Origin of the sequence: Collinsella sp. MSK.8.10 (assembly GCF_019041915.1) — a bacterium.
GTDB lineage: Bacteria > Actinomycetota > Coriobacteriia > Coriobacteriales > Coriobacteriaceae > Collinsella.
Genome location: NZ_JAHPYF010000005.1, coordinates 72,210 through 98,212 on the forward strand (window position 1 = coordinate 72,210; position 26,003 = coordinate 98,212).

The 26,003-nt window shown below is 60.7% G+C and carries 27 protein-coding genes; 1 reads left to right on the forward strand and 26 read right to left on the reverse strand.

Annotated features, from left to right (window positions below; all coding sequences use genetic code 11):
* Nucleotides 1-11: 11 nt before the first annotated feature.
* From recO to pyrR, 25 genes are all read right to left on the reverse strand, one after another.
* Nucleotides 12-761 (reverse strand): DNA repair protein RecO, encoded by a 750-nt coding sequence (recO, locus tag KTF55_RS06650; protein ID WP_217108131.1) that lies wholly within the window; start codon nt 759-761, stop codon nt 12-14.
* A 14-nt stretch (nt 762-775) separates the two neighbouring features.
* Nucleotides 776-1,846 carry a GTPase Era gene (era, locus tag KTF55_RS06655; protein WP_217108132.1) on the reverse strand — a complete coding sequence of 357 codons (1,071 nt, stop codon included), beginning with the start codon at nt 1,844-1,846 and terminating at the stop codon, nt 776-778.
* 12 nt (nt 1,847-1,858) lie between these two features.
* Nucleotides 1,859-2,236 carry a diacylglycerol kinase family protein gene (locus tag KTF55_RS06660; protein WP_118289032.1) on the reverse strand — a complete coding sequence of 126 codons (378 nt, stop codon included), beginning with the start codon at nt 2,234-2,236 and terminating at the stop codon, nt 1,859-1,861.
* A gap of 9 nt (nt 2,237-2,245) precedes the next feature.
* The gene (ybeY, locus tag KTF55_RS06665; RefSeq protein WP_217108133.1) at nt 2,246-2,755 is read right to left on the reverse strand and encodes an rRNA maturation RNase YbeY; all 510 of its coding nucleotides are present in this window, start codon (nt 2,753-2,755) and stop codon (nt 2,246-2,248) included.
* Complete coding sequence (locus tag KTF55_RS06670; protein WP_217108134.1) at nt 2,752-3,738, reverse strand: PhoH family protein; 987 nt, start codon at nt 3,736-3,738, stop codon at nt 2,752-2,754. Before KTF55_RS06670 ends, ybeY begins: the two co-directional genes overlap by 4 nt.
* Entirely contained in the window at nt 3,719-5,011 is a 1,293-nt protein-coding gene (locus KTF55_RS06675; RefSeq protein WP_217108135.1) for a MiaB/RimO family radical SAM methylthiotransferase, read from the reverse strand. Before KTF55_RS06675 ends, KTF55_RS06670 begins: the two co-directional genes overlap by 20 nt.
* A gap of 9 nt (nt 5,012-5,020) precedes the next feature.
* Nucleotides 5,021-6,169, reverse strand: a complete 1,149-nt coding sequence (gene dnaJ, locus KTF55_RS06680; protein ID WP_217108136.1) for a molecular chaperone DnaJ — start codon at nt 6,167-6,169, stop codon at nt 5,021-5,023.
* Nucleotides 6,170-6,250: 81 nt separating this feature from the next.
* The gene (locus KTF55_RS06685; RefSeq protein WP_217108137.1) at nt 6,251-7,354 is read right to left on the reverse strand and encodes a DnaJ domain-containing protein; all 1,104 of its coding nucleotides are present in this window, start codon (nt 7,352-7,354) and stop codon (nt 6,251-6,253) included.
* Nucleotides 7,355-7,412: 58 nt separating this feature from the next.
* Nucleotides 7,413-8,645, reverse strand: coding sequence for a radical SAM family heme chaperone HemW (gene hemW, locus KTF55_RS06690; RefSeq protein ID WP_217108138.1), 1,233 nt, complete (start codon nt 8,643-8,645; stop codon nt 7,413-7,415).
* Between the two features lie 2 nt (nt 8,646-8,647).
* Nucleotides 8,648-9,691 (reverse strand): tRNA dihydrouridine synthase DusB, encoded by a 1,044-nt coding sequence (gene dusB, locus KTF55_RS06695; RefSeq protein ID WP_195544419.1) that lies wholly within the window; start codon nt 9,689-9,691, stop codon nt 8,648-8,650.
* 4 nt (nt 9,692-9,695) lie between these two features.
* Entirely contained in the window at nt 9,696-11,507 is a 1,812-nt protein-coding gene (lepA, locus tag KTF55_RS06700; RefSeq protein WP_217108139.1) for a translation elongation factor 4, read from the reverse strand.
* A gap of 96 nt (nt 11,508-11,603) precedes the next feature.
* Complete coding sequence (rpsT, locus tag KTF55_RS06705; protein WP_022094714.1) at nt 11,604-11,870, reverse strand: 30S ribosomal protein S20; 267 nt, start codon at nt 11,868-11,870, stop codon at nt 11,604-11,606.
* Nucleotides 11,871-12,003: 133 nt separating this feature from the next.
* The gene (gene holA / locus KTF55_RS06710) at nt 12,004-12,966 is read right to left on the reverse strand and encodes a DNA polymerase III subunit delta (RefSeq protein ID WP_217108140.1); all 963 of its coding nucleotides are present in this window, start codon (nt 12,964-12,966) and stop codon (nt 12,004-12,006) included.
* 78 nt (nt 12,967-13,044) lie between these two features.
* A complete protein-coding gene (locus KTF55_RS06715; protein WP_217108141.1) occupies nt 13,045-15,348 on the reverse strand; it encodes a DNA internalization-related competence protein ComEC/Rec2 in 2,304 nt (767 codons plus the stop codon).
* Entirely contained in the window at nt 15,345-16,022 is a 678-nt protein-coding gene (locus KTF55_RS06720; RefSeq protein WP_217108545.1) for a helix-hairpin-helix domain-containing protein, read from the reverse strand. The genes KTF55_RS06715 and KTF55_RS06720 overlap by 4 nt, the downstream gene beginning before the upstream one ends.
* A 249-nt stretch (nt 16,023-16,271) precedes the next feature.
* On the reverse strand, nt 16,272-17,516 hold the full coding sequence (gene thiI, locus KTF55_RS06725; protein ID WP_217108143.1) for a tRNA uracil 4-sulfurtransferase ThiI: 1,245 nt from the start codon (nt 17,514-17,516) through the stop codon (nt 16,272-16,274).
* On the reverse strand, nt 17,517-17,798 hold the full coding sequence (locus KTF55_RS06730) for a DNA-directed RNA polymerase subunit omega (protein WP_035138532.1): 282 nt from the start codon (nt 17,796-17,798) through the stop codon (nt 17,517-17,519).
* Nucleotides 17,799-17,803: 5 nt separating this feature from the next.
* On the reverse strand, nt 17,804-18,373 hold the full coding sequence (gmk, locus tag KTF55_RS06735; protein ID WP_006236131.1) for a guanylate kinase: 570 nt from the start codon (nt 18,371-18,373) through the stop codon (nt 17,804-17,806).
* Nucleotides 18,374-18,682 (reverse strand): integration host factor, actinobacterial type, encoded by a 309-nt coding sequence (gene mihF / locus KTF55_RS06740; RefSeq protein ID WP_006236130.1) that lies wholly within the window; start codon nt 18,680-18,682, stop codon nt 18,374-18,376. It abuts the gene before it with no gap.
* 239 nt (nt 18,683-18,921) lie between these two features.
* On the reverse strand, nt 18,922-19,638 hold the full coding sequence (gene pyrF, locus KTF55_RS06745) for an orotidine-5'-phosphate decarboxylase (protein ID WP_035138533.1): 717 nt from the start codon (nt 19,636-19,638) through the stop codon (nt 18,922-18,924).
* A complete protein-coding gene (locus tag KTF55_RS06750) occupies nt 19,632-20,540 on the reverse strand; it encodes a dihydroorotate dehydrogenase (RefSeq protein WP_006236128.1) in 909 nt (302 codons plus the stop codon). The genes pyrF and KTF55_RS06750 overlap by 7 nt, the downstream gene beginning before the upstream one ends.
* 14 nt (nt 20,541-20,554) lie before the next feature.
* Nucleotides 20,555-21,322, reverse strand: coding sequence for a dihydroorotate dehydrogenase electron transfer subunit (locus KTF55_RS06755; protein ID WP_035138534.1), 768 nt, complete (start codon nt 21,320-21,322; stop codon nt 20,555-20,557).
* Between the two features lie 116 nt (nt 21,323-21,438).
* A complete protein-coding gene (locus KTF55_RS06760) occupies nt 21,439-22,728 on the reverse strand; it encodes a dihydroorotase (protein ID WP_217108144.1) in 1,290 nt (429 codons plus the stop codon).
* Nucleotides 22,712-23,656 (reverse strand): aspartate carbamoyltransferase catalytic subunit, encoded by a 945-nt coding sequence (locus KTF55_RS06765; RefSeq protein WP_055285144.1) that lies wholly within the window; start codon nt 23,654-23,656, stop codon nt 22,712-22,714. The genes KTF55_RS06760 and KTF55_RS06765 overlap by 17 nt, the downstream gene beginning before the upstream one ends.
* Nucleotides 23,657-23,660: 4 nt before the next feature.
* On the reverse strand, nt 23,661-24,245 hold the full coding sequence (gene pyrR / locus KTF55_RS06770; protein ID WP_006236123.1) for a bifunctional pyr operon transcriptional regulator/uracil phosphoribosyltransferase PyrR: 585 nt from the start codon (nt 24,243-24,245) through the stop codon (nt 23,661-23,663).
* A gap of 451 nt (nt 24,246-24,696) precedes the next feature.
* Between pyrR and rpmB the strand changes: the two genes are divergently transcribed.
* A complete protein-coding gene (rpmB, locus tag KTF55_RS06775; protein WP_022094725.1) occupies nt 24,697-24,885 on the forward strand; it encodes a 50S ribosomal protein L28 in 189 nt (62 codons plus the stop codon).
* A 231-nt stretch (nt 24,886-25,116) separates the two neighbouring features.
* Here the strand turns inward: rpmB and KTF55_RS06780 are convergent, their stop codons facing one another.
* Complete coding sequence (locus tag KTF55_RS06780) at nt 25,117-25,878, reverse strand: transposase (RefSeq protein ID WP_217108145.1); 762 nt, start codon at nt 25,876-25,878, stop codon at nt 25,117-25,119.
* Nucleotides 25,879-26,003 lie beyond the last annotated feature (125 nt).

Consider the following 26,003-nt stretch of genomic DNA (forward strand, 5'->3'; position numbering starts at 1 on the left):
CCTGCGCATCATCACCGACCCAACATGAATTCCATCGCACGGAGCCGTTGATCGGTATGTGTTGCCGCCCAGACATGCGAAAGCCCGAGCAAAAACGCCGCAGTATGCGGGTCGATCTTTTGATCCATAAGCTCGTCGAAGGTCATGCCCATAAGGGCTCGTAACCAGGCGACCTCACCGGTCGACACAAGCTCGGCACCCGGAACGCTCGACGCGCACGACCCGCATAGCAAGCCACCCGCCTGAGACGAAAAATACGACAGCATAGGGTCGCCGCACGAAACACAGGCAGAAAAATCGGGTCGATACCCGATATGCGACAGCAGTTTAAAGACAAAGGCGGCTACCAGGAGGTCCATGTGCGCCGTATCGAGGCCGCCGCCCACAAGTTCTAAGGCGCGCGAGGAAATGGCAAAGGTAAATGGATCCTCGGCATCCTCAAACGAACATACACGCGCGACCTCGGCAATCGCGCTCGCCGCACAGGTCGCCTCGTAATCGGGGGCGGCGCCAAGGGGAGCCTCCAACAACTCGGCCTGCGACACGATGTCAAGCGAGCGTCCGTGCGCGAGCAGCATATCAACCGTGCAGAACAGCTCGCAGCGCGCCGCCAAGCGACCGCCAGGCTTGCGCGCGCCCTTTGCCACGGCACGCACCTGGCGGCCTAGCTCGTCAAGCATCGTCAAGATCAAATCGGTTTCCTTGAGCTTGGTCTTGTCGAGGACGAGCACTTTCGTGCGATATGTGCGAGAACCTGCCATATGCGTTCGAAAGGTTAATCTTCGGCGTTATACCCAAAGCGGCGGATTTGGGCCTCATCGTCGCGCCAGCCGGCCTTGACCTTCACGTCCAGCTCCAAAAAGACCTGCGTGCCAAAGATACGCTCAAGATCGCGACGGGCGTCGATACCGATATGTTTGATCATCTCGCCGCCCTTGCCGATGATGATGCCCTTTTGGCCCTCGCGCTCGACGTAAATGGTGGCATGCACGCGCAGCACCTTCTTGGTCTGCTCGAGCGCATCGCAGATCACGCCCACGGAGTGCGGGATCTCGTCACGGGTGCGGCGCAAGACTTTCTCGCGCACAAACTCGGCGACAAGCGTCTCGTCGGAAGCATCGGTACCCATATCTTCGGGGAACCAACGCGGACCCTCGGGCAAAAACTGCGCAACGGTCTCAATGAAGGCGTCGACGTTGAAGTTCTTCACCGACGAGGTCACGATCTCGTCGTCGTATTCCATAAGCTCATGCGCTGCCTTGAGCTGCTCCATGACCTGTGCGGGGTCGGCCTCGTCGGCCTTGGTGAGCACCAGGACCTTCTTGCAGCGGGTGCCTCTGACGCGCTCGGCAACCCAGGCGTCTCCCCTGCCGATGGGCTTGGCGGCATCAATCAAAAACGCGACGACGTCAACGTCATTGAGCTCGAACAGGGCGCTTTTGTTGAGCTCGGAGCCCAGACCGTCCTTGGGCTTATGGATACCCGGGGTATCGACAAAGACCAGCTGGTAGCCGGGACGGTTAACCACGGCGCGCATGCGGCGGCGAGTCGTCTGGGCCACCGGCGAGGTGATGGCGACCTTTTTGCCATAGCAGGCGTTGAGCAGCGTGGACTTACCGGCGTTGGGACGACCGACCAGGGCCACAAAGCCGCTGCGGAAACCGGGCTCCACATCGCCAAAGCCCAGAGACGTCTCGTCCTCGTCACATAGGGCGTCAAGCTCCTCGTCGCTCATGCCCTCAAACGGGTCGAATTCTTCTACCTCGTCAAGCGAATCGGCATCCACGACCTCATCCAGAACCTCGTCGTCCAGAACCTCATCGGTAGGCTGCATATTGTCGGACATGGGAATCCCTTTCTAAATAAAGCCAAGCGCGTGAGCAAAGACCAGCAGGCCCACGATTGCGGCGGTGATGGAAAGAACGTACACGGAAGCGGCGGCGATATCCTTGGCGCGCTTCGCCAGCGGATGAAGTTCCTGAGTCGCCAGGTCGACGATCGCCTCCATGGCGGTATTGCACAGCTCGCCGTGAATCACCAGGCCACAGCAGATGATAACCGTGGCCCACTCGGCAATGTCGAGGCCGACGATGCAGCCGGCAATGACGGTACACACGCCCGCCGCGAGCATGACCTTGATATTACGTTCGGTTTTAACGGCGGTGACAAAGCCCTCCATGGCGTAGGAGAACGACTTTAAAAAAGACGGATGGTCCTTGTTCGATCCGGGAATCATAGACGGCTCCTAGTCGTGGGCATGGTTGGTGATGGGACCGACATGGACCAACTTGGGGTCCTCGCCGCGCTCGAGCGCCAGATCGCGCAGGATGGCATCCTCGCGGGCCTCCATGACCTCGGCCTCGTCGTCCTCGATGTGGTCATAGCCCAGCAGGTGCAGCATACCGTGCACAAGCATTAGCCGGCACTCGTCGGCGGGACTGTTACCAAAACCGGGAGCCTGGCGAGCAATAACCTGCGGCGCCAAGATAATATCGCCGAGCTCAATCGTCTCGTCAGCGGGAATGTCCTCATCAAAGGCAGAGTCGCACTCAAACGAGAGCACATCGGTGGTACGGTCGATACCGCGCCACTCGTGGTTGAGCTCGTGCATATCGTCCTCGTCGACATACGAAAGGGAAATCTCGACTTCACGCTCAGCGCCCTCGGCGGCAAGCACAACCTCGCAGATGTGCTCCACCTCATGCGCGTCGAGCAGCGTATCGAGCTCGGCATCGTTGCTGATCAATACACTCAACGGGACTCCTTTCGGTCACGTACGCGCTTCTCGCGCACATCATCATAAGTATCGTATGCCTCGACGATACGTCCCACCAAGGCATGGCGCACCACGTCGGCACGCTCGAGGTGCGAAAATGCGACATCATCGACACGGCCCAAAATCTTCTCGACATCCGCCAAGCCACCACGACGACCCACCAGGTCACGCTGGCTCAGGTCGCCGGTAATCACGAACTTGGAGTTGAAGCCCAGGCGCGTCAGGAACATCTTCATCTGCTCGGGCGTGGTATTTTGCGCCTCGTCGAGCACCACGAAGGCATCACTCAGCGTGCGGCCGCGCATGTAGGCAAGCGGGGCAATCTCGATCACACCACGCTCCATGAGCTCGTCGGTACGCTCACGATCCATCATGTCAAACAGGGCATCGTAGAGCGGACGCATGTAAGGGTCGATTTTTTCCTCGAGGGTGCCGGGCAAAAAGCCCAAATTCTCCCCCGCCTCGACAACGGGCCGCGTAAGGACCAGGCGACCCACCTCGTGGCGCTTGAGCGCGGCGACGGCGAGCGCCATGGCTAGATAGGTCTTACCGGTACCGGCGGGGCCCAGGCCAAACGTGATGGTATGCGAGCGGATGGCATCAACATAGCGCTTTTGGCCGAGCGTCTTGGGACGAATGACGCGGCCGCGATACGACAGCAGCACGTCATCGCGCAGCGACGAGACGTCGTGCTCGCCATCGCGCAGGACAGCCAAGCAACGCGAGACGTCGTCGGCAGACAGCGTGCGACCGGCAGCCGCCTCGCGAAAAGCGTGTTCGAAAAAACGCGCCACGAGTTCGACCTCGTCCGGGTCGCCGCTCACGGCAATCTGGTCACCGCGCGCAACCACATGGGCGCGAACCAAGTCTTCAACCGCGCGAAGGACAGCGTCGCCGGCGCCCAAGACGCGCGAAGGGTCAATCCCCTCGGGAACGGTAAGTCTAATCTTCGAGGCTTCCATGGACCTCCCTGCGAGCATGGACTAAGCCGGAATCATCGACTCCGATGATAGCAACATCGAGCAGGCACGGGGCCTTGAGCCCGCAGACATCGTCAAGACGGGCATGATGGAAGGAGCCGAGCGTCAGGTTGTCGCCATACTCGAGCACCGCACGCTCGACCGTGCCCACGCGGCGGCGAGCATCGGCAATCGCAAGCTCCTGAGCGGCGGCACGCATGCGGCGGCTGCGTTCGGCCATAATCTCGGGCGGTACCTGATCGGGCATATCGGCCGCAAGCGTGCCCGGACGCTTGCTATAGCGGAAGACATGCATGCGCGAAAAGCCCACGCGACGGCACAACGCCAGCGACTCCTCGAACTCCTCGTCCGTCTCGCCGGGAAAGCCGACGATGACGTCGCAAGAAAGTGACGCCTGGGGCAGATTGGTACGAATCATGCGTACCGTGTCCTCAAAGGCCTCCGCGCTATAGGGACGACCCATGCGATGCAGGGTTGCCGTACAGCCGGACTGCACGGGAAGATGCAAGAACGGCGCGATTCGCTGCGGATAGCGCGCCATCACCTTGAGCAGGCGCTCGGAAATGTCCATGGGCTCCACTGAAGAAATGCGCACGTGGGCAATCGTAGTGCGCTCCATAATGGCCTCGAGCAGCTCATCGATCTCCACGTGTTCGTCAGTCGCGCTCTTGCCGTCATAGGCGCCCAGGTTCACGCCAGTCAGCACCACCTCGGGCACACCGGCCTCCTGGGCCTCGCGCACCTGCTCGAGCACGGACTCGACAGGCACGGAGCGCTCGGGGCCGCGTGCCTTCCACACAATACAATACGTGCAGCGGTGATTGCAGCCGTCTTGGATCTTCACGCCCAGACGCGAGCGCCCCAGAGCATCGACCACATCGCTGTCGCTGCAGGCAGCCACACTATCGGATTCGACACCCAGTACCTCGCAGACACGCTCGGCGACGTCGATTTTCGACGGCTCGGCAATCACACGGTCCGAAAGCTCTAATAGCTCTTCGGGATGCAGGTTGACGACGCAGCCGGTCACGACCACGTAGGGCTCGCCTGGATATGACAGCGCATGACGGACGGCCTTGCGGGTCTTGGCCTCGGCCTCGCCCGTCACGGCGCAGGTATTGATTACGATCAGGTCGGCATCCTGGGGCTCCACCATCGCAAAGCCCTGGCGCATAAGATCGGCAGTGATACGGTCGGACTCAACCCGGTTGACGCGACAGCCAAGGTTGACGACGGAAATATGGGGTGCGAGCAAGCGGGCTCCTTAATCGAGGATATCGTCGAGGGCGCTCTTGATACGATCGGTTACCGACTTCTTGCCGGAAGCGACGTCATCGCCCATCTCGTCGGCAAAAGCGCGGAGCAGCTCGCGCTGCTTGTTGGAAAGGTTCGTGGGAACGACCACGCGCAGCTGCACGACCAGTCGACCGCGTGAGCCGCCACCGCCGATGCGCGGCATGCCGAAATTGTTGACGCTGACGGTGTCGCCATACTGCGTGCCAGCGGGGACGCACACCTTGACGACCTCGTCGGGCATAATGCCCTCGACCTCGATCTCGCAGCCGAGCGCGGCCTGCGCAATGGAGATATCGCTCACCAGGTACAGATCGTCGCCATTGCGCTTAAAGCGCTCGTGGTCGGCGACACGCACGTTGACGATCAGGTCGCCCGAGGGCTCACCGCGAAGGCCGGCCTCGCCAAAGCCGCTCACGCGCAGTTGGCGACCGGTCGAGACGCCGGCGGGAATATCGATATCGATCTTTTCGTGCGAAGGCGTGCGGCCCTGGCCGTCACAGGTCTCGCAGGGATGATCGATGACTGTGCCCTCGCCGTGGCAGTCGGGGCAAGGCGAAGAGGACTGGACCTGGCCCAAAAAAGAGCGCTGGACCGTGGTGACATAGCCCGTGCCGTGGCAGCGGCTGCACTGCTTTTCGGTCGCACCGTCAGCCTTGCCCGTACCGTTGCAATCCTCGCAGGGAGCAAGGCGGTCATAGCTGATCGTCTTTTTACAGCCAAGCGCAGCTTCCTCGAGCGTCACCGAAAGCGAGATGGCCATATCGCGACCGCGACGGCGCTCGCGCCGGCTGCGGGCACCACCGCCGGCGCCGCCGCCAAAGAATGACGAGAACAGGTCATCCATGCCCATACCGCCAAAGATATCGTTGATATCGACATAGCCGGAGCCACCAGGGCCATCGGCGGTACCAAAGCGATCGTAATTGGCACGCTTCTGCTCATCGGAAAGAACGGAATAGGCCTCGTTGAGTTCCTTGAACTTGGCCTCGGCCTCGGGGTCGTCCGAAACATCCGGGTGTACGGTACGGGCCTTCTTTAGAAACGCGCGCTTGATCGTCCGCGCGTCGGCATCCTTGTCGACGCCAAGTACCTCGTAGTAATCCCTATTTTCCGACACGACCGAATCCTTCCGACTTTCATTATTGTCACAGTGCGTCCTATACCCAAGCTGGGCCGACCGCAAACAGAGGGTTTGATGTTATTGCATTTGATACGGCGAAAGCATGGCCCGTTGCGAGCAGCTCGCGAACCAAACCGACACGAGCGCGAACATGAAGCCGTTGGCAAAACCGTTGGCAAACTGCATCGCGCCGCGCTTCCACCACAGCAGACTGCGATGAAGCACACCGTCCGAAAGCACCATGAACAGGCCCATGGTAAACGGAATAAAGCACATCACGGCAAAGGCCGAGAACACGCCCGAGATGGCCGAGAGTACCAAAAACGGCGCCACGATGCCCATCAGGTAAAAACCGGTACGAGCTTTGCCTTCCAAGCGCTCGGCCTCAACATGGGCGCGGCCGACCAGGTCGCCGCCCGCGGCACCGTTGGTGCCAGCATGACCCATGCCGCTAATGCGGACCTCGTCGCCATCGTGCGTGCCGGCAGGAAACTCAATCGTCTGCTCGGAGGTTACGCGAGTACGACCGCTGCCACCGCAATCAGGGCAGGGGTCGGCCACGACCTTACCGGAACCGCCGCACTCGGGGCAGACCGACTGGAACGTGCCCGCACCAAACAGGAAGGACAGGTCAACGTCGATGTGGCCGCGGCCGCCACAGCTTGGGCAGGTATGGGCATGCTCAGACGAAACGGAGCCCGAGCCGCCGCAGTGACCACAAGTATCGAATCGCGTGTAGCGGACGGTCTTGCGGGTACCGCCCTTGGCCTCCTTGGCGTCGAGTTTGATATCGACGACCACATTGGCGCCGTTCTCGGGATTGTAGGCAGCCTGCCCACGACGCTGCTGGCCCCAGGCGCCACCAAAGGGAAAGCCGCCCTCAAAGGGATTGCCATAGCCCGTGCTGCCGGCGTAGCCGCCACCATAGGGCGAAGCCGTAGGAGCACCGGCAAAGGGATTGCCGGAACGCATGGCGTCGTAGCGCGCACGTTTTTGTTCATCCGAAAGCACGGCGTAGGCCTCGGAAACCTCTTTAAACTTTTCCTCGGCATCCGGCTCTTTGTTGACGTCCGGATGGAGCTTGCGGGCCTTTTGCTGAAAGGCCTTTTGAATATCACGCGAGGTGGCGTCCTTGGAGACACCCAGAATCTCGTAATAATCTTTTTCGTTCATCGTCGCCATGCGCGGCAACCTCCTGCTCACAGCAGCGTATATATTCCGGTAATTCTACCCGAGCGGCCTAAGCTAGATCCCAAAACAGCTCGAACAGAACATTTCCATCGAGCCAGCCCAAGTGTGTCGGCGCCAGACGAGCTCGAACATAGCCCGCGACGACATCTGCCGAAGTGAAAGGTCCCTCATGGACCCCGAGCGTCTCGGGCACCCAAGTGACAAGGCCCAACTCGAGCGCGCGATCGCAAGCAGCTGTCAGCTCGCCCGTTGGGATGACACAAGCCGTACGAACCAACAGATCGGACGCAATACCACGCGTCATGCGACAAGCGAGCATCAGGTCTTCAGCCGCAGCCTCACGCTGCGACAGATATTCGGCCTCGAACGCCGTCGCGTCATCGTTACGTTGCACCAGACGCACGCGACACGAATCGCCTCGAGAAGACACGCCGGGGAACAAACCTGCAAGACGGTCGAAATCCTCGGCGTCGAGCATGCCCGCGGCAGAACGACCCAGGCCCAGGTAGCCCCGTCCGGTCCAGTAGGCAATGTTATGGGCACACTCATGGCCGTCGAGCGCGTAGCTTGCCACCTCATAGGGGTGATAACCGGCCGCACCCAGATGCTCACGCGCCACATCCATGCAGGCGGCCTGAAAATCCTCATCAGGCTCGAGCGACTCGTTGCGGCACGCCATGCGATAAAGGGGCGTCCCCTCCTCAAGCGTGAGCGGGTAGACCGAAACATGATGCGGAGCCGCCGCCAGCACGCCATCGAGCGTGCGCTTCCAACTCGCTGCGGTCTGCCCGGGAAGTCCGCACATAAGGTCGCACGACACGTCAAGCCCAGCGTTCTTGACCGTCGCGATGGCGGCGAGCGCCCGATCGGCATCGTGAATACGGCCGATGGCGGTAAGTTCGGTGTTATCGAGCGTTTGCACGCCCAGAGAGACGCGTGTGACACCAACCTTGGCAAGCGCAGCGGCAAGCTCGGCGGTCAGCGACTCGGGATTGGCCTCGCAGGTAAACTCAACGGGGGCGCACCACGCACGAATACGCCGCGCCAGCTCCACCAGGCGCTCCCCCGCCAGCGACGGCGTACCGCCGCCAACATAGACGGTGCGGATCTGGTCGAGGGCCCCAGCCTTGCCAAAAGCATCGAGGCGCGCGTACAACTGCTCAAAATAGACATCGAGCGCAGCGCTCAGGTCGCACGGAGCAAAACTGCGCGAGTCAAAGTCGCAGTACCGGCACTTTTGAGCGCAAAACGGCACATGCACGTACAGCGCGGTAACGGCCACCCTTAAGCCTCCAGCGGATGAGGGGGCACCGATTCGCCGGCGGCAAGGGCAGCCTCGCAGGCCACCACATCGCGCTCGATCTCATCGACCAGCGCCATAAACTCCTCGTAAGTGGAACAGCGCACCACATGGGCACGCCAAGCGGCGGCATGGGGCATGCCTTTTAAGTACCAGCTTGCGTACGTACGGGCACGCGACATGAGCGGCAGGAGCTCATGCGTCAGCGTTAGGTGCTCACGCAGGGCGTCCAGGCGCTCGACGGAACTGCGCGCCGGCACCGGCGTGCCATCGAGCGCAAGGGCACGAGCATCGCCAAACACCCACGGATTGCCGTAGATGCCGCGCGCGATAAACACCGCGCTGGCACCCGAGCCTTGCAGATGCTCAGCAGCGTCCTCGGCCGAGAACACATCGCCCGAACCGATCACGGGAATCTCGACGGCATCTGCGACCTCATCGACGACCGACCAATCCGCCTGGCCCGTGTAGAGCTGCGTGGCGCAACGACCATGCACCGCCACCGCGGCGGCACCGGCACCTTCGAGCATCTGGGCAAACGTCGCGGCATTACGGTCCTCGGCGTAAAAGCCCTTGCGGATCTTTACGGTCACGGGCACGTGCGCCGCGCCCACCGTGGCCTCGACGATCTTCTCCGCCAGGTCGGGCGTGCGCATGAGCGCCGAGCCCTCGCCCTTGGTGACAACCTTGCGGGCAGGACAGGCCATGTTGATATCGATGAGCGACAGGCGATCGCCCACACGCTCCTCGACGGCGGCGACTGCACTCGCAAACTGATCGGGCTTGGAGCCAAAGAGCTGCACGCAAATCTGCTGCTCCTCGTCGGCCGGTAGCACCAGGCGCCAGGTCTTGTTGCTGGCATAGGCAAGGCCCGCCACGCTCACCATCTCGCTGTAGGCAAGGTTGGCACCGCGGCGACGACACATGATGCGGTAGGCAGGGTCGGTCACGCCCGCCATGGGAGCCATAAGGAACGGCTGCTCGGCATAGGCACCCAGCAGCCGCTTGCTGTATTCAGAAAGCGCCATGGACCTAATCGTCCACCTTGAGGATCGCCATAAAGGCCTCCTGAGGGACCTCGACCGAGCCGATGGCCTTCATGCGCTTCTTGCCCTCTTTCTGCTTCTCGAGCAGCTTGCGCTTACGCGAGATATCGCCGCCGTAGCACTTAGCAAGCACGTCCTTGCGACGCGCTTTGACGGTAGAACGGGCGATGATCTTGTTGCCGATAGCGCCCTGGATGGGCACCTCAAACAGCTGACGCGGAATAATCTCCTTGAGCTTGTCGCATAGGCCGCGGGCAAGACCGTAGGCCTTGTCCTTGTGGACGATAAACGACAGCGCGTCCACCTCGTCGCCCGAAAGCAAGATATCGAGCTTAACGAGCTCGGAGGGACGGTACTCGTTGAACTCGTAGTCCAACGAAGCGTAACCCTTGGTGCGGCTCTTGAGCTGGTCAAAGAAGTCCAAAATGAGCTCGGCGAGCGGCATATCGAAGCGCATCTCGACCGACTTGCTCGTGAGATGGATCATGTCGGTAGTAATGCCGCGGTGCTCGATAGCGAGCTGCATAACGGCACCCGTATACTCGGGCGGGCAGATAATCTTGGCCTTGAGGTAGGGCTCCTCAATGCGCTCGATGCGCGTAGCCTCGGGCAGATCCTGCGGGCTGCGGACATCAATCATCTCGCCGTCAGTCTTGTAGACGTGATAGTCGACCGATGGACTCGTGGCAATGAGGTCAAGATTGAACTCGCGCTCCAGGCGTTCCTTGACGACTTCCATGTGCAGCAGGCCCAGGAAGCCCACGCGGAAGCCAAAACCGAGCGCCACCGAGGTCTCGGGCTCCCACACCAACGACGGGTCGTTGACGTGCAGCTTATCGAGCGCGTCACGCAGGTTCTCGTAGTCCTTGTTATCGATCGGGAACAGGCCCGTATAGACCATGGGCTTGGCCTCGCGGTAGCCGGGAAGCGGCTCGGGGCAGGGATTCGACGCCCACGTGAGGGTATCGCCCACGCGAACGGCCTCGGGGTCCTTCAGGCCCGTGACCACGTATCCGACCTCGCCGACCGTCAGCGCGTCAACCGGGGTCTCGGCGGGACGCTTGACGCCCACGCCATCGACCAAAAAGTCGCCCTTTGCCTGCATCATGCGCAAGGTATCGCCCTTTTTGATGGAGCCGTCAAAGATGCGCACCGTGGCGACGACGCCACGATACTCGTCGAAGTATGAATCCAGAATGAGTGCCTTGAGCGGCGCGTTCGCATCGCCCTTGGGCGGAGAGATCAGAAAGACAATGGACTCCAGCAGATCGTGGATGCCCTCGCCGGTCTTGCCCGAGACACACACGGCATCATCGGCAGGGATCGCCAGGTCATCCTCGATCTCGGTCTTAACCTCATCGGGATGGGCCGAGGGCAGGTCGATCTTGTTGATGGCCGGCACAATGTCCAGATTGGCGTTCATGGCGAGCGTCGCGTTAGAGACGGTCTGCGCCTCGACGCCCTGCGTGGCGTCGACAACGAGCACCGCGCCCTCACAGGCTGCCAGCGAGCGCGAGACCTCATAGGTAAAGTCCACGTGGCCCGGCGTATCGATCAAATTGAACTGATACGTCTCGCCATCGTCGGCGTCATAAGACACGCGAACGGCATTGGACTTGATCGTGATGCCGCGCTCGCGCTCGATATCCATGGTGTCGAGCAGCTGCGACTCCATGTCGCGCTCGTCGACGGTATGGGTGAGCTCGAGAATGCGGTCACTGATCGTGGACTTGCCATGGTCGATGTGCGCAACAATCGAGAAGTTGCGGATGTGGGAAATGTCAATTGAAGTATTCATGCGGACTATCTTACCCGAGCGGTACAAAAAATGGAGCCTGTTCCATAAAACAGGCTCCATTTATGCGCGTAATCTGTGTGGTGTGAAATTTACAACTTAAGCGTTGATGCTGTTCACGAGCTTGGCAAGACCGGACTTGCGGTTGGAAGCCTGGTTCTTGTGGATAACATGCTTGGCGGCAGCCATGTCGAGACGCTTGGTGACGGTCTTGAGGGCAGCCTGGGCCTTCTCGGCGTCGCCCTCGGCGACGGCGGACTGGACGTGCTTGGTCAGCGTCTTGAGCTCGGACTTGACAGCCTTGTTACGCATGCGAGCTGCCTCATTGGTGCGGATACGCTTCTTCTGAGACTTGATGTTTGCCACTTCTGGAGTTCCTTTCGAGTTCCTTGCAAAAAATGTATGACACCTCTGAGACACGGTGAGGTCATGCAAGCGCCTACTATAGCACGCTCCCCCTCAAAGGGATAGAACGAATTTGTCAAATAAGCAGGTATCATCACGATTTTCTCAAGATGTTCGTAATCCAGAGCAAAAGCGCGGTCTCAGAATCGGCCGAACCCTTGAGCGCGAGCTCCACATCAACGGCACCCTCGAGCGCTGCGACGAGCTCTGCCATCGAAAAGCGACGTGCCCAGGTCAGGTGATTCTTGACCTGCCAGGACTGGAGCTTGAGCGTTGCGGCCAGCTCACGACCCTGTCCGCGCGCATCGAGCGCCTTGGCGACGATAAGCTCGCGGATGCGGCCGCACAGCAACGTGTAAGTCCACACGTAGCTCTTGGCGGGCAATAGATTGAAAAGCTCAAGCGAGCGTCGCATGTCACGGGCCGAGACCGCATTGAGAAAGTCCCAGGGCTGGACCTCGGCCGTGCGCACGATCCAGCGCTCCACATCGGCAAGCTCAATTTGGGGCGCCTCGACCATCTGGGCAAGCTTAGCCAAGTCGTTATCGAGCATGCGAGTGTTTTCACCCGAACGCGAGACGAGCTCCTCGGCGGCCGCCGTCGAGATCGACTTGCCGTGCTGCGTCGCCATCTGCTGCACGCGGCGCGGAAGCTCCCAGCGCTTGGTGCCGGAGCAATCGATCACGGCCTTCTTGTCGATCTTGGCGATCGCCTTATACAGGCGTGTGTTCTTGGCAAGCGAGTCAGCAATGATGAGGCAGACCGTTGTGGGGCTGGGACTCGCCAGATAGTCAACAAGCGGCTCGGAGATCGCTTTGGCGAGTTTTGAGCAGCCGTCAAGGATTACCAGGCGAAACTCGCTGCCCATGGGAAAGGTGTTGAGCGATCCGATAATCGACTCGATATCGGGGTCTTTGGTCATATCGCGCTCGTCGAGGTTGAACTCGACCATGCCCGACTTTTCCAGACGTGCCTTCATGCGCGAGACGGCGTGATCGCGCTTGACTCCATCGGTACCGACGATCAGATATGCCGGCAACAGCCCGGTTTCGGACATCGCGCTCCCCTCTCGCAAGCTCCCATATTCGTACCGTGTCATTTTAGCCCAGGGTCCCACCTCGCGCCAACGATGTCATCACGACCGTTGGCAACGCATCGTAAAGCCCTTCGCGGTCGGCGTGATGGTGATATCACCGCGTTCGATAGTGCATGCGAACGCACCACCAGACTGCTTCACGGCATCGATACACTCGTCGGACGGATGGCCATAGCGGTTGCCCTCGCCCGCGCTCGCAAGGGAAAGCTCGGGTCTCAGGACGTCCAGCAACTCACCATCAACTGAAACCTTGGAGCCGTGATGCCCAAGTTTAAGTACATCGATATCCCCCACCTCCTGCACGAATTCCCGTTCTTGGTCGAGCTCGGCATCACCGGTGAGGAGCATACGCAGGCCCTTGTCTTCCTGAACATAAAAGAGCAGCAGGACAAGCGAGTCCTCATTTCCCTCGCCATCCACGGACTCGAATGGCCACATCACGCGGGCGCAAAATGAGCCGATATCGACCGTATCCCCACGGCGCACCTGCCGATACTCCACGCCAGGTCGGTTCAATACCTCGGCAGGAGCATCCTCCAGCGCATCCGCCGCCACGGCAATCGTTCCGACCGAAAACTGCTCGAGCACGGCAGGCAGACCACCCCAGTGGTCCTCATCCCAATGCGTCACAAAGACGGCATCGATATGGTGCACGTTATTGCGAACCAACGCCGCTACCACGCGCTCGTCGAGCCCGCAGTCGACGAGTGCTACTGCGTCGCCCTGGCGGATAAGAATCGCATCCGCCTGGCCCACATCGAGCACCGTCACCGAAGGCGGAGCGAATCGATCCCAGTAGGCGTACGGAATCGCAGCCAAGAGCACCAGGCATGCAAGCCCCACCGCCATAGGACGTGCACGGGGACGCGGCCACCAGACCAGCAGAACCGCCAGCAAACACGGCACTAGGTAAATCCACATGCTATCGGGCGGCACACTCACGGATGCACCCGGCACGGCGGCAAACAGCTGCTCGAAAAACAGCGCGCAACGGGCGGCAATCATGGGCACAACGAGCGCCCAAGTCCGCAACGGTGCCACGAGCGAAAAGGGAACCAGCACGATGGACACAGCAAGCAGTACGCTCACCACCGGACCGATGACCGCATTTGCCAACGGAGCAATGAGCGAGAACGTACCGAAGGCGGGAATGGTAATGGGAAGAGTCGCCAGTTGCGAGCACAGCGTGACGGAAAGCATGCTTGCAACGCCCGATGGCACACTCAGCTCACCCAAAGTGTAGGTCGCATAGGGGCAAAAGCACAGAATGGCAAAGACGCTGGCACACGAGAGCTGAAAGCCCATCTCGAACAGCACCGTCGGCCGCAGTAGCACAAAGATGGACATGGTTACGAAGAGTGCCGATGCGCCGTGCCGGCGACGCCCCGCGCCGTTTACGACAAGCGTCGCGAACACCATGCAGCACGCGCGCACGGCCGAGGGAGACGCGCCCGTAAAGGCAGTGTAGCCCACAAGCGCCATCGCCAATATCGCCCGCTGAACACCACGTGAGCAGCGAGTCTTTTGCAATACACCCTCGATTACAAATCCCACGATAGCCAAATGGCTGCCGGAGACGGCTATAAGATGCGCCGTTCCCGTCACCGAAAACCAGTCGCCCGCCGGCTGGGCGCGCAGTTCGGCCGAACGACCGCAGACGACACCGGCTATGAGTGCACGCGCCGGGTCGGTCGCAGGCGCGATGGACGCAAGCAGCCCATATCGCAGCCGAAGCAGCGGTCCCGGAGAGCCCTCATCGGCCGACACAATCCGAACGACTTTAACCTTGCGCATCTCGCCTCGGAGCACGCGCGATCGTCCATACGCATCGTTCTCAAAACGTGAAACGCGACCGATAACACGCACGTGCGCCCCGACCTTGAGCTCGCGGTCGCACGATAGGCGAACCGTTGCCAAGTTCTTACCGTCCGCGCGTGCCTCGCAGGTATAGGAATACACGTCGTCGTTTATGGATGGATCGCCCTGCACGATAAACTCGAGGCCGCTTGCCGCTCGACCGTCGAGCGCCTTCGAGGCGCTGAGCGCACCCACAGCCCACCACGCCGAGACGACCGCTCCCGCCACGAGACCGACGGACGCGGCATACAACCACCGCTTCAAAGGGGCAAGCCGCGCACAAGATTGAGCCAGCACAACGAATACCGCCGCCGCAACGGGAATGGCCCATAGCAGCCCGACCGCCGGCGCCCGCTCCCTCAGCAGCGCATCAGCGGCCACGTTAAGCACCAAGGCGCAGCTCATGCACATGCCGGCACACAAGGCCATCGTCCACGGAAGCAGGGGCCGCGGAGGCATCACACGCTCGCGCTCGGTCGCACTCATACGCAGATGCAATCTTTGATTTTGGCAAGCTTCTTCTCGCCGATTCCCGACACACGCATCAGATCGTCAACCGAGGCAAAAGCACCGTTCTTTGTCCGTTCATCGATAATCGACTGGGCCATGGAGGGACCGATGCCCGAGAGCGTCTGCAACTCTGCCGCGCTTGCCGTATTGATGTTTACTAGACCTGTTGCGCCACTCACGCCCGATGACGCGGAAGCCCCACCATCAACATCGGCTTCCGCAATGGACGCCTGCTGCTCCCCTACCGTTGGAACGTGAATCTTCTGTCCATCGACGACCTTGGATGCCCGATTGAGCACCGTAACGTCCGCCTCGGGCGCCAGCCCGCCGGCGGCATCAATCGCCTGAGCCACCCGCGCGCCGTCCTTGAGGCGATATACACCGGGCGACACAACGGCGCCATCAACATCGACATAGACCTCTGCCGCGGCAGACGCCTTAGGCGAAGAGCCTTCGGATATCTTTCCGCTCGAGGCATCGCCGGATCCCGGCTCCACCAACGAGCCCAAACCATCAGTGTGCTCAAACGACACGCCGCCGGCACCGCCGCTAAGGTTCGCCATCGCCAGTCCACTCGCCATCGCAATGACGACCAGTATCGCCATCACCACTGCCTTATGACCGAGCAGCTTGTCCGCCAAGCGGTCCATCCGTTTGACCCGTTCGTGTTGTTCGCGCTGCGCCATAGCAAAACCTCCCAACAACATCGTGTCAGGAAAGGAGCCCTGCAACAGCCACGCTCCAAAACCGGTTTTAGCGGTCAAACCAAATACCGACCAAAACCTTGCACAAATCTGTCCATTTATTCAGGCACACGTCAGCAAATGAACACTTAGCCGCAAAAAGCCCAGATAGCAAAAGACCGACGATGCAGGCGCATCGTCGGTCTATGCACAAATTTACTCGTGATCTTGGTAAATCTCACGCGGAGCAAGCTCCGAATGTTTGCGTTTTAAGGTCTTAGGGGCCTTATACGTGTTGCTTTCGAAGTCGATGTACTCGGTCTGCTTGAGTAGGCGCTCGATCATCTCCTCGTGATCGAACAACTCCCAGGCCTCATGCACGGCATCGAGTTTAGCGTGCGTCTCGGGACGACGCGGCATAAACAGCGTGCAGCAGTCGGGAGCGGCCTCAGTCGAGATATCGAACGTACCGATCTCCTCGGCACGCGCAATGATCTCCTGCTTGTCCGAACCGATGAGAGGACGGAACACGGGGATCTTCACGGCCTCGTTGACGGCCATGATATTCTCAAGCGTTTGGGAGGCAACCTGTCCAAGCGATTCGCCCGTCACGATGGCCTTGGCGCCCTCGATGTGTGCAATGCGCTCGGCAACCGAATACATAATGCGGCGATACATGATCACGCGCAGGTTGCTGGGACAGGTGACCGAAATCTCACGCTGGCAGTCGCCAAACGGCACCACGTACAGGCGGCCGATCTGGACACCCGGCTCAAGCGCACGGATGATGTCCTGCACCAAATACTCGCTCGTGTCGGGCGTCTGCGGACGACCGGAGAAATGTACCGGCACGCACACCGCGCCGCGACGCGCGAGCATCCAGGTCGCTACCGGAGAATCGATGCCCGACGACAGCAGCGTCACGACCTTGCCGGCAGATCCCACCGGCAGACCGCCCACGCCGCGCTCGGAGCGCGCGTACACATAAACGCTACCCTGGACCACCAGTACGTGCACCATCGCATCGGGGTCGTGCATTTGAACCTTTTTATCGGGGAAGGCCCCACACAACACCTCGCCCACCTGACGGTTGATGTCAATCGAGGTGAGCTCATAGTCGGTATTGGAGCGCTTGGCGTGCACCTTAAACGAATCGAAGGAACCAAACTCGCGCAGCGCCTTCACGGCGGCGGCACAGTACTCCTGAGGGTCGCGATTGGTATGATACGCCAAAGACACGCGAGCAACGCCGGGAACGGTGCGAATGACACGCGCCGCCTCGTCGGCCTGATGCTCGTTAAAGGTCACGAGGATATAACCGGAAATTCGAGACACGGCATTCACGGAAAAGGCGGCCAAGGCCGCCTTGATGTTGTCCATGAGGATATGCTCAAAATGTGCGCGGTTCTTACCCTTCAGTCCAACCTCGTGATAGTGGACCAGGCAGACGCGAGCCGCCATTTAGGCTTCAGCAACCTTGTGGCCGAGCGCCTTCTCGTAACGGGCCTCGTCGTAAGAGATGTCGCCGTCGACAATCTCGTCCATAGCCATCGAGATGGTGTCGGCACCGGAAAGCCCGATGGTGATGTCATCGACATCCTGGACGGCAAGCACGCGGTTGTGCTGGCCACGCAGCATGCTATTGATGTCGCAGGCGCGCTTGGAGGCAAGCGAAGCGAGCAGGAAGCGGTTGTGATCGGTCTTCTCCAGAAGATCGTCAATGCAAGGCTTTACAACGGACACGGACCTCAGATCCTTTCATGCATATCGAGAACGCGAACGAGCTCATCGGTCGCGCGGTCGAGATCGTCATTAACCACGACGTCGTCGTAGCGGTCGGCAAGGGCAAGCTCATCGGCGGCGTTTGCCATACGCAGCTCAATCGTCTCGGGCGTCTCGGTACCGCGACCGACCAGGCGCTCGCGGAGTACCTCAAGCGAAGGCGGCTTGATAAAGATCAACACGGCCTCGGGGAAACGCTCCTTCACCTGCAGGGCGCCCTGGACATCGATCTCCAAAATCAGAGATGCGCCAGAGGCGAGCTTGGATGTGACCTCGCTCACCAACGTGCCGTAGCAGTTACCGTGGACCTCGGCCCACTCAACAAACTCACCGTTTGCCACGCGGCGGTCGAACTCCTCGCGCGTCAGAAAAAAGTAGTTGACGCCGTCGACCTCACCTTTGCGTGGTGCTCGCGTGGTAGCCGAAACCGTCAGGCCCAGGTTCGAGCGGCGCTCGCGCACACGAGTGACGAGCGTACCCTTCCCTGCGCCTGACGGTCCAGAAATCACAAAGAGCTTGGAATCCTGAGCGCTCACTTATTTGGTCAGCTGCTCGAGGAGCTGCTCGCGCTGACGGACGCCGAGGCCCTGGACGCGACGGGTAGCGGAGATACCAAGCTCCTCCATGATCTTGGCGGCCTTGGCCTTGCCATAACCAGGAAGAGACTCGATGAGGGTGGAAACCTTCATGCGGGAAGCGATGGGGTCATCGGAGTTGAGCACGGACTCGAGGGACTTCTCGCCCTTCTTGATCTGCTCGCGAAGCTCAGCGCGGGCGTGACGTGCGGCAGCAGCCTTCTCAAGAGCCTGCTTACGCTGCTCATCGGTAAGCTGAGGGAGTGCCATTCGTACCTCCAAATAGTTGGGTTATATCTGATTCAATAATTGGCATTTTAGCACGTAGAACGTACAAAATGCCCAATCGCGGCTCCATAGGTTAGACGATACCCGCAAAAAGTGCAATATACTGCGCCCAAAGTTAAGCCCCTGACCTGCGATTCCACACAAAGGATGGGAAAGTTTACGCAGGCACAGGGGCTATTTTGTGCTAATGAGACCCAAAAGTGGTGACTTAGGGGAATCTTTTAGGCGACGTTTTCGACCAGCTCGGCGACGATGGCGTCAAAGGCGGCAACCGGATCGTCGGCGCCGGTGATGGGACGGCCCACCACAATGTGGCTCGCACCGCGCTCGATAGCCTGGGAAGGCGTCGCCACGCGGGACTGGTCACCAAGGGCGGCACCCACCGGACGCACACCCGGAGTCACGATCAGGGCATCAGGGCCCAGCAGCTCACGCATGTCGTGAGCTTCCATCGGCGAGCACACAATGCCATCGATGCCGTTGGCCTGAGCGAGCTTTGCCAGGCGGGCGGCCTCCTCGGCCACGGGCGACTCGACGCCGATCTCGCTCAAGGCATCCTGATTCATGCTCGTGAGCACGGTGATGGCGACGAGCTTGGCGCGGTCCTCGCGCGCCTCCTCGGCACCCTCGCGGCAGGCAGCGAGCATGGCGCCCGAACCCAAGCCGTGAACCGAGAGCAGGTCGGCACCGGCAAGCGAGGCCGAACGGGCGGCACCGCGAACCTGATGCGGAATATCATGGAACTTAAGGTCAAGGAAGACCTTAAAGCCCAGGTCCTTAAAGGTCTTGACGATCTCGGGGCCCTCAGCGTAATAGAGCGTCATACCAACCTTAAGCCAGGCGGCATGGCCCGAAAGCTCGTGGGCGAGCTCGAGCGCACGCTCACGATCGCAGTCGAGGGCGACGATTACGCGGTCGCGGGCATCGGTCTCTAGCATTCGAAAGCACCTACCAGCTCGTTGATGTCCTTTACGCCCTGGGACTCGGCCCAGGCCTCGAGCTCATGCGCGATCTTGAGCGAAGCGCACGGATCGACGAAGTTGGCCATGCCAACCGACACGCAGGTGGCACCGGCCAGGATAAACTCGGCCGCATCCTCGCCGGTCATGACACCGCCGACACCGTTGATGGGGATATCGACGGCCTGGGCGACCTCCCAGACCATGCGCACGGCGATGTGGTGGCACAGCGGGCCCGAAAGGCCGCCCTTGGGCTTTGCCACGCGGGACTTGCGGGTATGGACGTCGATGGCCATGCCCTGGATGGAGTTAATGACCGAAAGGCCGTCGGCGCCGGCGGCTTCGAGGGCCTTGGCGATCTCGGCGACGTTGACCGGCGCCATCTTCACGAACAGCGGCTTATCGGTCACCTTGCGGCAGGCAGCCATAACGGAAGAGGCGCCCTCGGGCGTAGAGCCCATGGCGGCACCGCCGGCGGCGATGTTGGGGCAGCTCACGTTGATCTCGTAGCCGGCAGCCCAGGGGCATAGCTCGACATACATCTCGAGCGCGCGCACAAACTCGTCAACGGAGTGGCCGGCAACCTGACAGATGACCTGGCAACCGTCCTTGGACAGTTGCTCGAGCCACGGGCCGGACTCGCGGGCAAAGGCGGCCACGCCGGGGTTCTGAAGGCCCACGGAGTTGATCATACCGCCGGGGATCTCGGCCATGCGGGGCGCGGGATTGCCGGGCCAGGGCTCGGCTGCGCAACCCTTGGTGGTGATGGCGCCCAGCTGGGAAACATCAAAGAAGTTCTGGAACTGCCAACCGTAGCCAAAGGTACCGGCTGCGGTGTTGATGGGGTTCTGCATCTTGACGCCGCCGAAATCGACGGCCATGTTCACGGTACCCACTAGAAGACCACCACCTTGGAAGCATCGAACACGGGGCCGCACATGCAGGCGCCCTTCATACCGTCAACCGTCTCGACATTGCAGGTGTTGCAGGCGCCAAAGCCACAGCTCATCATGCGCTCGAGCGACACCTCACAGTACACACTGGCCTCAGCGGCAGCGGCGGCGACTTTCTTCATCATGACGGCGGGACCGCAGCTGGCTACGTAGTCGTAGCCGCCCTCGCCGAGCAGCTCGGCTGCCGGGTCGGTGCAAAAACCGTGCGTGCCGAGCGAGCCGTCGTCGGTGCAAACGTTGACCGTGGCGCCCAGCGCGCGGAACTCATCGACACCCACGGCCTTGGACGCGGTGCCAAAGCCCAGGCACACGTCGACGGCCACACCCTGCTCGGCAAGCTTGTCGGCAAGGCACAGCACGGGCGGAACACCGATGCCACCGGCGACGAGCAGGGCCTTCCTGGTGCCCTCGGGTACCATCCAGCCACGGCCACCGGGGCCCAGCAGGTTAGAGGTGGAGCCAGGGCCCATCTGGGACAAACGACGGGTATCGTCGCCCACGACGGCGTACCACAGCTCGACGGTGCCGGCCTCGGCGTCGGCGCGGTAGTAGCTCAGGGGCACGCGAAGCAGCGAGGACGCATCGCCGGGTACGGCGATGTTCACAAACTGACCGGGCTTGAGCGCACTTGCAAGCTTGGGGGCCGAGATGACGAGCGAGAAGATGCCATCGGCGATCTCCTGGTTCGAGACGACCTCGAAGTCGTGCATGCGTGCAGTGGAAGGTGTGGGCATAGACGCTCCAATCCCCCATGCGGTTGCATGGTCAAAACGAACAGAAAGCGCGGCACCGCAAGGGCACCGCGCACAAAAGCGATAAGGCTATGCTAGCAGATGCAGCCGCCGGCGAGCGTCTGCTTACCGCCGACAAACACATCGGTGGCACGACCGGTAAGCGTTCGGCCGGCGAAACCGGAGTTCTCGGCGCGCGACTCGTAACCGTCCTCGCCAACCGTCCAGGTGGCGGACGCGTCGAACACGGTCAGGTCGGCAACGGAGCCCGCCTTGACCTGAACCTGGTCGAGGCCCAGGATCTCACGCGGCTTGATGGCCATGAGCTCGACCATACGGCCCATGCTCATCTTGCCCGTGTTGACCAGCTCGGTGAGTACGAGCGACAGCGAGGTCTCGAGGCCGATCATGCCAAAGGGCGCAAGCTCGAACTCGCGGGCCTTCTCCCACGGGGTGTGGGGAGCGTGATCGGTGACGATAACGTCGACGGTGCCGTCGATGACGCCCTGACGGATGGCCTCGGCATCCTCCTCGGTACGCAGCGGCGGGTTGACCTTGAGCGAAGTGTTGTAGGTCTCGTCCAGGTCGTTCTCGGTCAGGAACATGTGGTGCGGGGTGGCCTCGCAGGTAACCTGAACGCCAGCGGCCTTACCGGCACGCACGATCTCCAGGCCATGGGCGGTGGAGATGTGCTGGATGTGCAGCTTGGCACCGGTCAGCTTGGCGATCTCGATGTCGCGAGCGATCTGGAGCTCCTCGCCGGCAGCCGGCCAGCCCTCGAGAGCCAGACGGGTCGAGACCTTGCCCTCGTTGATCTGGCCATGGCCGACCAGGTCCTCGTCCTGGCAGTGGCTCATAAAGACCTTGCCGAACATCTTGCCGTAGTCCATGCAACGACGGAGCATACCCGCGCCCTGCACGCCGCGACCGTCGTCGGTGAAGGCGACGGCGCCGTGGGCGACCATATCGCCCATCTCGGACATGGCCTCGCCCTTAAGACCGCGGGTCATAGCGCCCGACGGATAGACGCGGCAGTGACCGACCTCGGCAGCACGGGACTTAACGAACTCCACGACGGTACCGTTATCGGTAACGGGATCGGTGTTGGGCATGGAGCACACGCCAGTAAAGCCGCCCTTTGCAGCTGCGCGGGTGCCGCTCTCGATGTCCTCTTTGACCTCGTAGCCGGGCTCGCGAAGGTGAACGTGCATATCCACCAGGCCGGGGACGAGGTACTTGCCGGAAAGGTCGCGAACCTCGGCTCCCTCGACGGCGAGATTCTCGCCGACCTCGGCGATCTTGTCGCCGTCAATCAGGACGTCAACGACACCGTCAAGCTCGACGGACGGGTCGACGACGTGGGCATTCTTAAGAAGCAAGGCCATTATCGGCACCTCCAAGCAGCAGATACAGGATAGCCATACGCACGCAGATACCGGCGTAGACCTGCTCCAGGATGACGGAGCGTTGCGGGTGGTCGGCCATATAGGAGTCGAACTCGACGCCGCGGTTGATGGGGCCCGGGTGGCAGATAATCGCATCGGGCTTCATGAGCTTCTCGCGGTCCTTGGTCAGACCGAAGAGCTTGTGGTACTCACGAATGGTCGGGAACGGGGCACCCTCGAGGCGCTCCTGCTGCACGCGCAGCATGTAGACGACGTCCAGCTCGGGCAGGACGGAATCGAGGTCGCTCGTCACGTGGTCGCAGCCCAGAACCTCGGGCGCCGGCGGCAGCAGCGTGCCGGGGGCGACGGCGTAGGTCTCGCAGCCCATGATCTTCAACGCGGGGATCAGCGAGCCGCAAACGCGGGAGTGGGAGATGTCGCCGACGACGGCGACCTTCAGACCGTGGAAGTCACCCTTGTGCTCCCAGATGGTATACAGGTCGAGCAGAGCCTGCGTGGGGTGGTTGTGCTTGCCGTCACCGGCGCAGATGACGCTCGCGGGCGAGTTCTGCGTGACGATGTAGGGCGCGCCGGCGTGCTTATCACGCACGACGATGCAGTCGATCTTATAGGCGTTGAGGGTCTCGACGGTGTCGACGAGGCTCTCGCCCTTGACCGTAGAGGTCGAAGAGCCGCCAAAGTTGAGGCTGTCGGCCGAAAGACGCTTCTCGGCGAGCTCGAAGGAGCTGCGGGTGCGCGTCGAGGGCTCGTTGAACATGTTGACGATGGTCTTGCCCTTGAGCGTGGGGACCTTCTTGATGGCACGCTCGTTGACCTCGGAGAACGCCTTGGCGGTCTCGAGGATGAGCTTGATATCCTCTTCGGAGTACTCGGTAATGTCGATCAGGTGCTTATGGTTGAACGCCACGGTACTACTCACCTCCCAGCGGCGCGGAGCCCACGTGGGAACCCGGCGCGACGTCGTTAATCTCGACGGCGGTGTGGCCGTCGACTTCCTTCATATATAGGTGCACGTTCTCCTCATGCGACGAGGGAACGTTCTTGCCGACAAAGTCCGGCGAGATGGGGAGCTCGCGGTGGCCGCGGTCAACGAGGACTGCCAGCTCAATGCGGCTCGGACGGCCCAGGTCCATAACGGCGTCGAGAGCGGCGCGGATGGTACGGCCCGTATACAGGATGTCGTCCACCAGCACGACGCGCTTGCCGTCGACGCTGAAGGGAATGTTGGTAGCGTGGATCGCGGGAGCGAAATTGGTCGCATAGTCATCGCGGTAGAAGCTGATGTCCAGGCTGCCGAGCGGAACGTCGACGCCCTCGATCTCCTTGATCTCCTCGGCGAGCTTCTTTGCCAGAAGGTCGCCGCGCGTGACGATGCCGACCAGAGCGAGGTCTTCACAGCCCTCGTTGCGCTCGAGAATCTCGTGCGCGATGCGGGTCATCGCTCGGTTGACGGCGGTCTCGTCCATGATGACCGCCTTGGGGGAAGTCGTGCCCATCGATCTCCTTCCTCACATGTCTTGACTGCTGACACAGTCAAAAAAATAGATGCCCGACCGCTCAAAGCGGACCAGACACCCACAGGAAGGGCTGCTCTTTGGCAGCAATGTAATTCCATGTGGGTATCTCGTACCCCTTTAATGGTCAAGGGATAGTGTAGCCAACCTCGAGCTTAATTGCGAGCATAAATACAGAGCAATCCGTAAACGGAGCCCAATGCTCCATAAACCTATATATATTTGTGGGACGAGCTTGAAAACGCGCGCACGAGCTGGCATAATCCCCTCTGCTGCACGCAAATCGGATCTACGTCCAGGGCCGTGGCGTGAGCACTATCGCCAAAAGAGGAATATCTCTGTGTAGATTACGCACAGGGAGCTGCTTCTGTGCTATAGTTCAGGCTTGTTTGTTAACGCGACATGTTCGTTTGTCGCCCAAGGAGGGTCAGTTATGTCCAAAGTTTGCGAAGTTTGCGGTAAGCACCCCGTTGCCGGTCGCTCCATCAGCCACTCTCACCGCGTCACCAACCGTAAGTTCCGCCCCAACATCCAGCGCGTCTACGTCGTCGTCGATGGTCACCGTCGCAAGATGAACGTTTGCTCCACCTGCCTCAAGTCCGGCAAGGTTGCGCGCTCCTAAATAAGGTCTTACCAACAAGTACCTCGGACTCTCCGGGTCAAAGACCTCGCGTTCATATAGAACTTACCAAAGGCGCTCTCCCCTACGGAGGGCGCCTTTTTGCACTCATTTGGGACAGACTTACACTCATCGGGGACAGACTTACATGAGTGCTTTCACGCATTGGGGACAGACATGACGTACGCATGCGGCGCCATGATCAGGTCCTGCCCAGCCTCACGCAGCCTCCCTCTAGCCTACAGTGGCCTTGGTCACGCTTGTGGCGCCGATGCCGGTGATACGGGCAATTTGCTTGACCGTGAGATGCGCCCGCCTGAGCCTCAGCAGACAGGCATCGCGATCGGGGCGTGGCAGGGCCTTGAGCATCGCAGGATCTATGCTCGGAAGCACTTCGCGCGCAATGGAAAGGACCTCCTCATCGGGGATCCGCCGGCGTGGAAGAACCTCCACTGACCAGATGCGCCCGGCAACTTCCTTGAGATGCTCGCAATAGCAACGGGAGCCTCCGACAATATCGAGCATAGGGGCCGCATCACAGATGTCAAAGGGATCATAGCCCAGCTCATATGCCTTGTAGCTTGACCAGCGGTACGCCTCGAGTGAGTCGAGCGCACCTTTCACGGGATTGAGATGGATATAGTCGAGCAGTTGCACCGCTTGCGTGTCCGACTCAACAGCGATCCGCGAATAGCGATTATCAAAGAGATGCCCCGTTCTCCCCGTTTTCCCATTGAAATACTTGGCATACGCCGTCAGCGCACACTGCATTGCCTTTGAAAGATTGTCAAATGGGTCATCAACCATCAAATGGAAGTGATTGTCCATAAGGCACCAAGCCAACACCGCCACATTATGGCGCGCGAACCTGTCCGAGATGTCCAATAAGAAACGATATCGGTCAGAGTCATCTTCAAAAATAATCTGTTTAGAGTTACCACGGTCAAAGACGTGGTAATAGCCAGTGAGCGAAACGGCGCGGACGCATCGGGGCATAATCTCTCCTTTCAAAAACTGAACAGGCAACACCTAAAAGGAGAGAAGGAACGCGAAATGCTGAGCCTGTGACCTATTTATATCCAATGAGCGGCAAAAACAGGCCCAGAACGGCAAAATGGCAA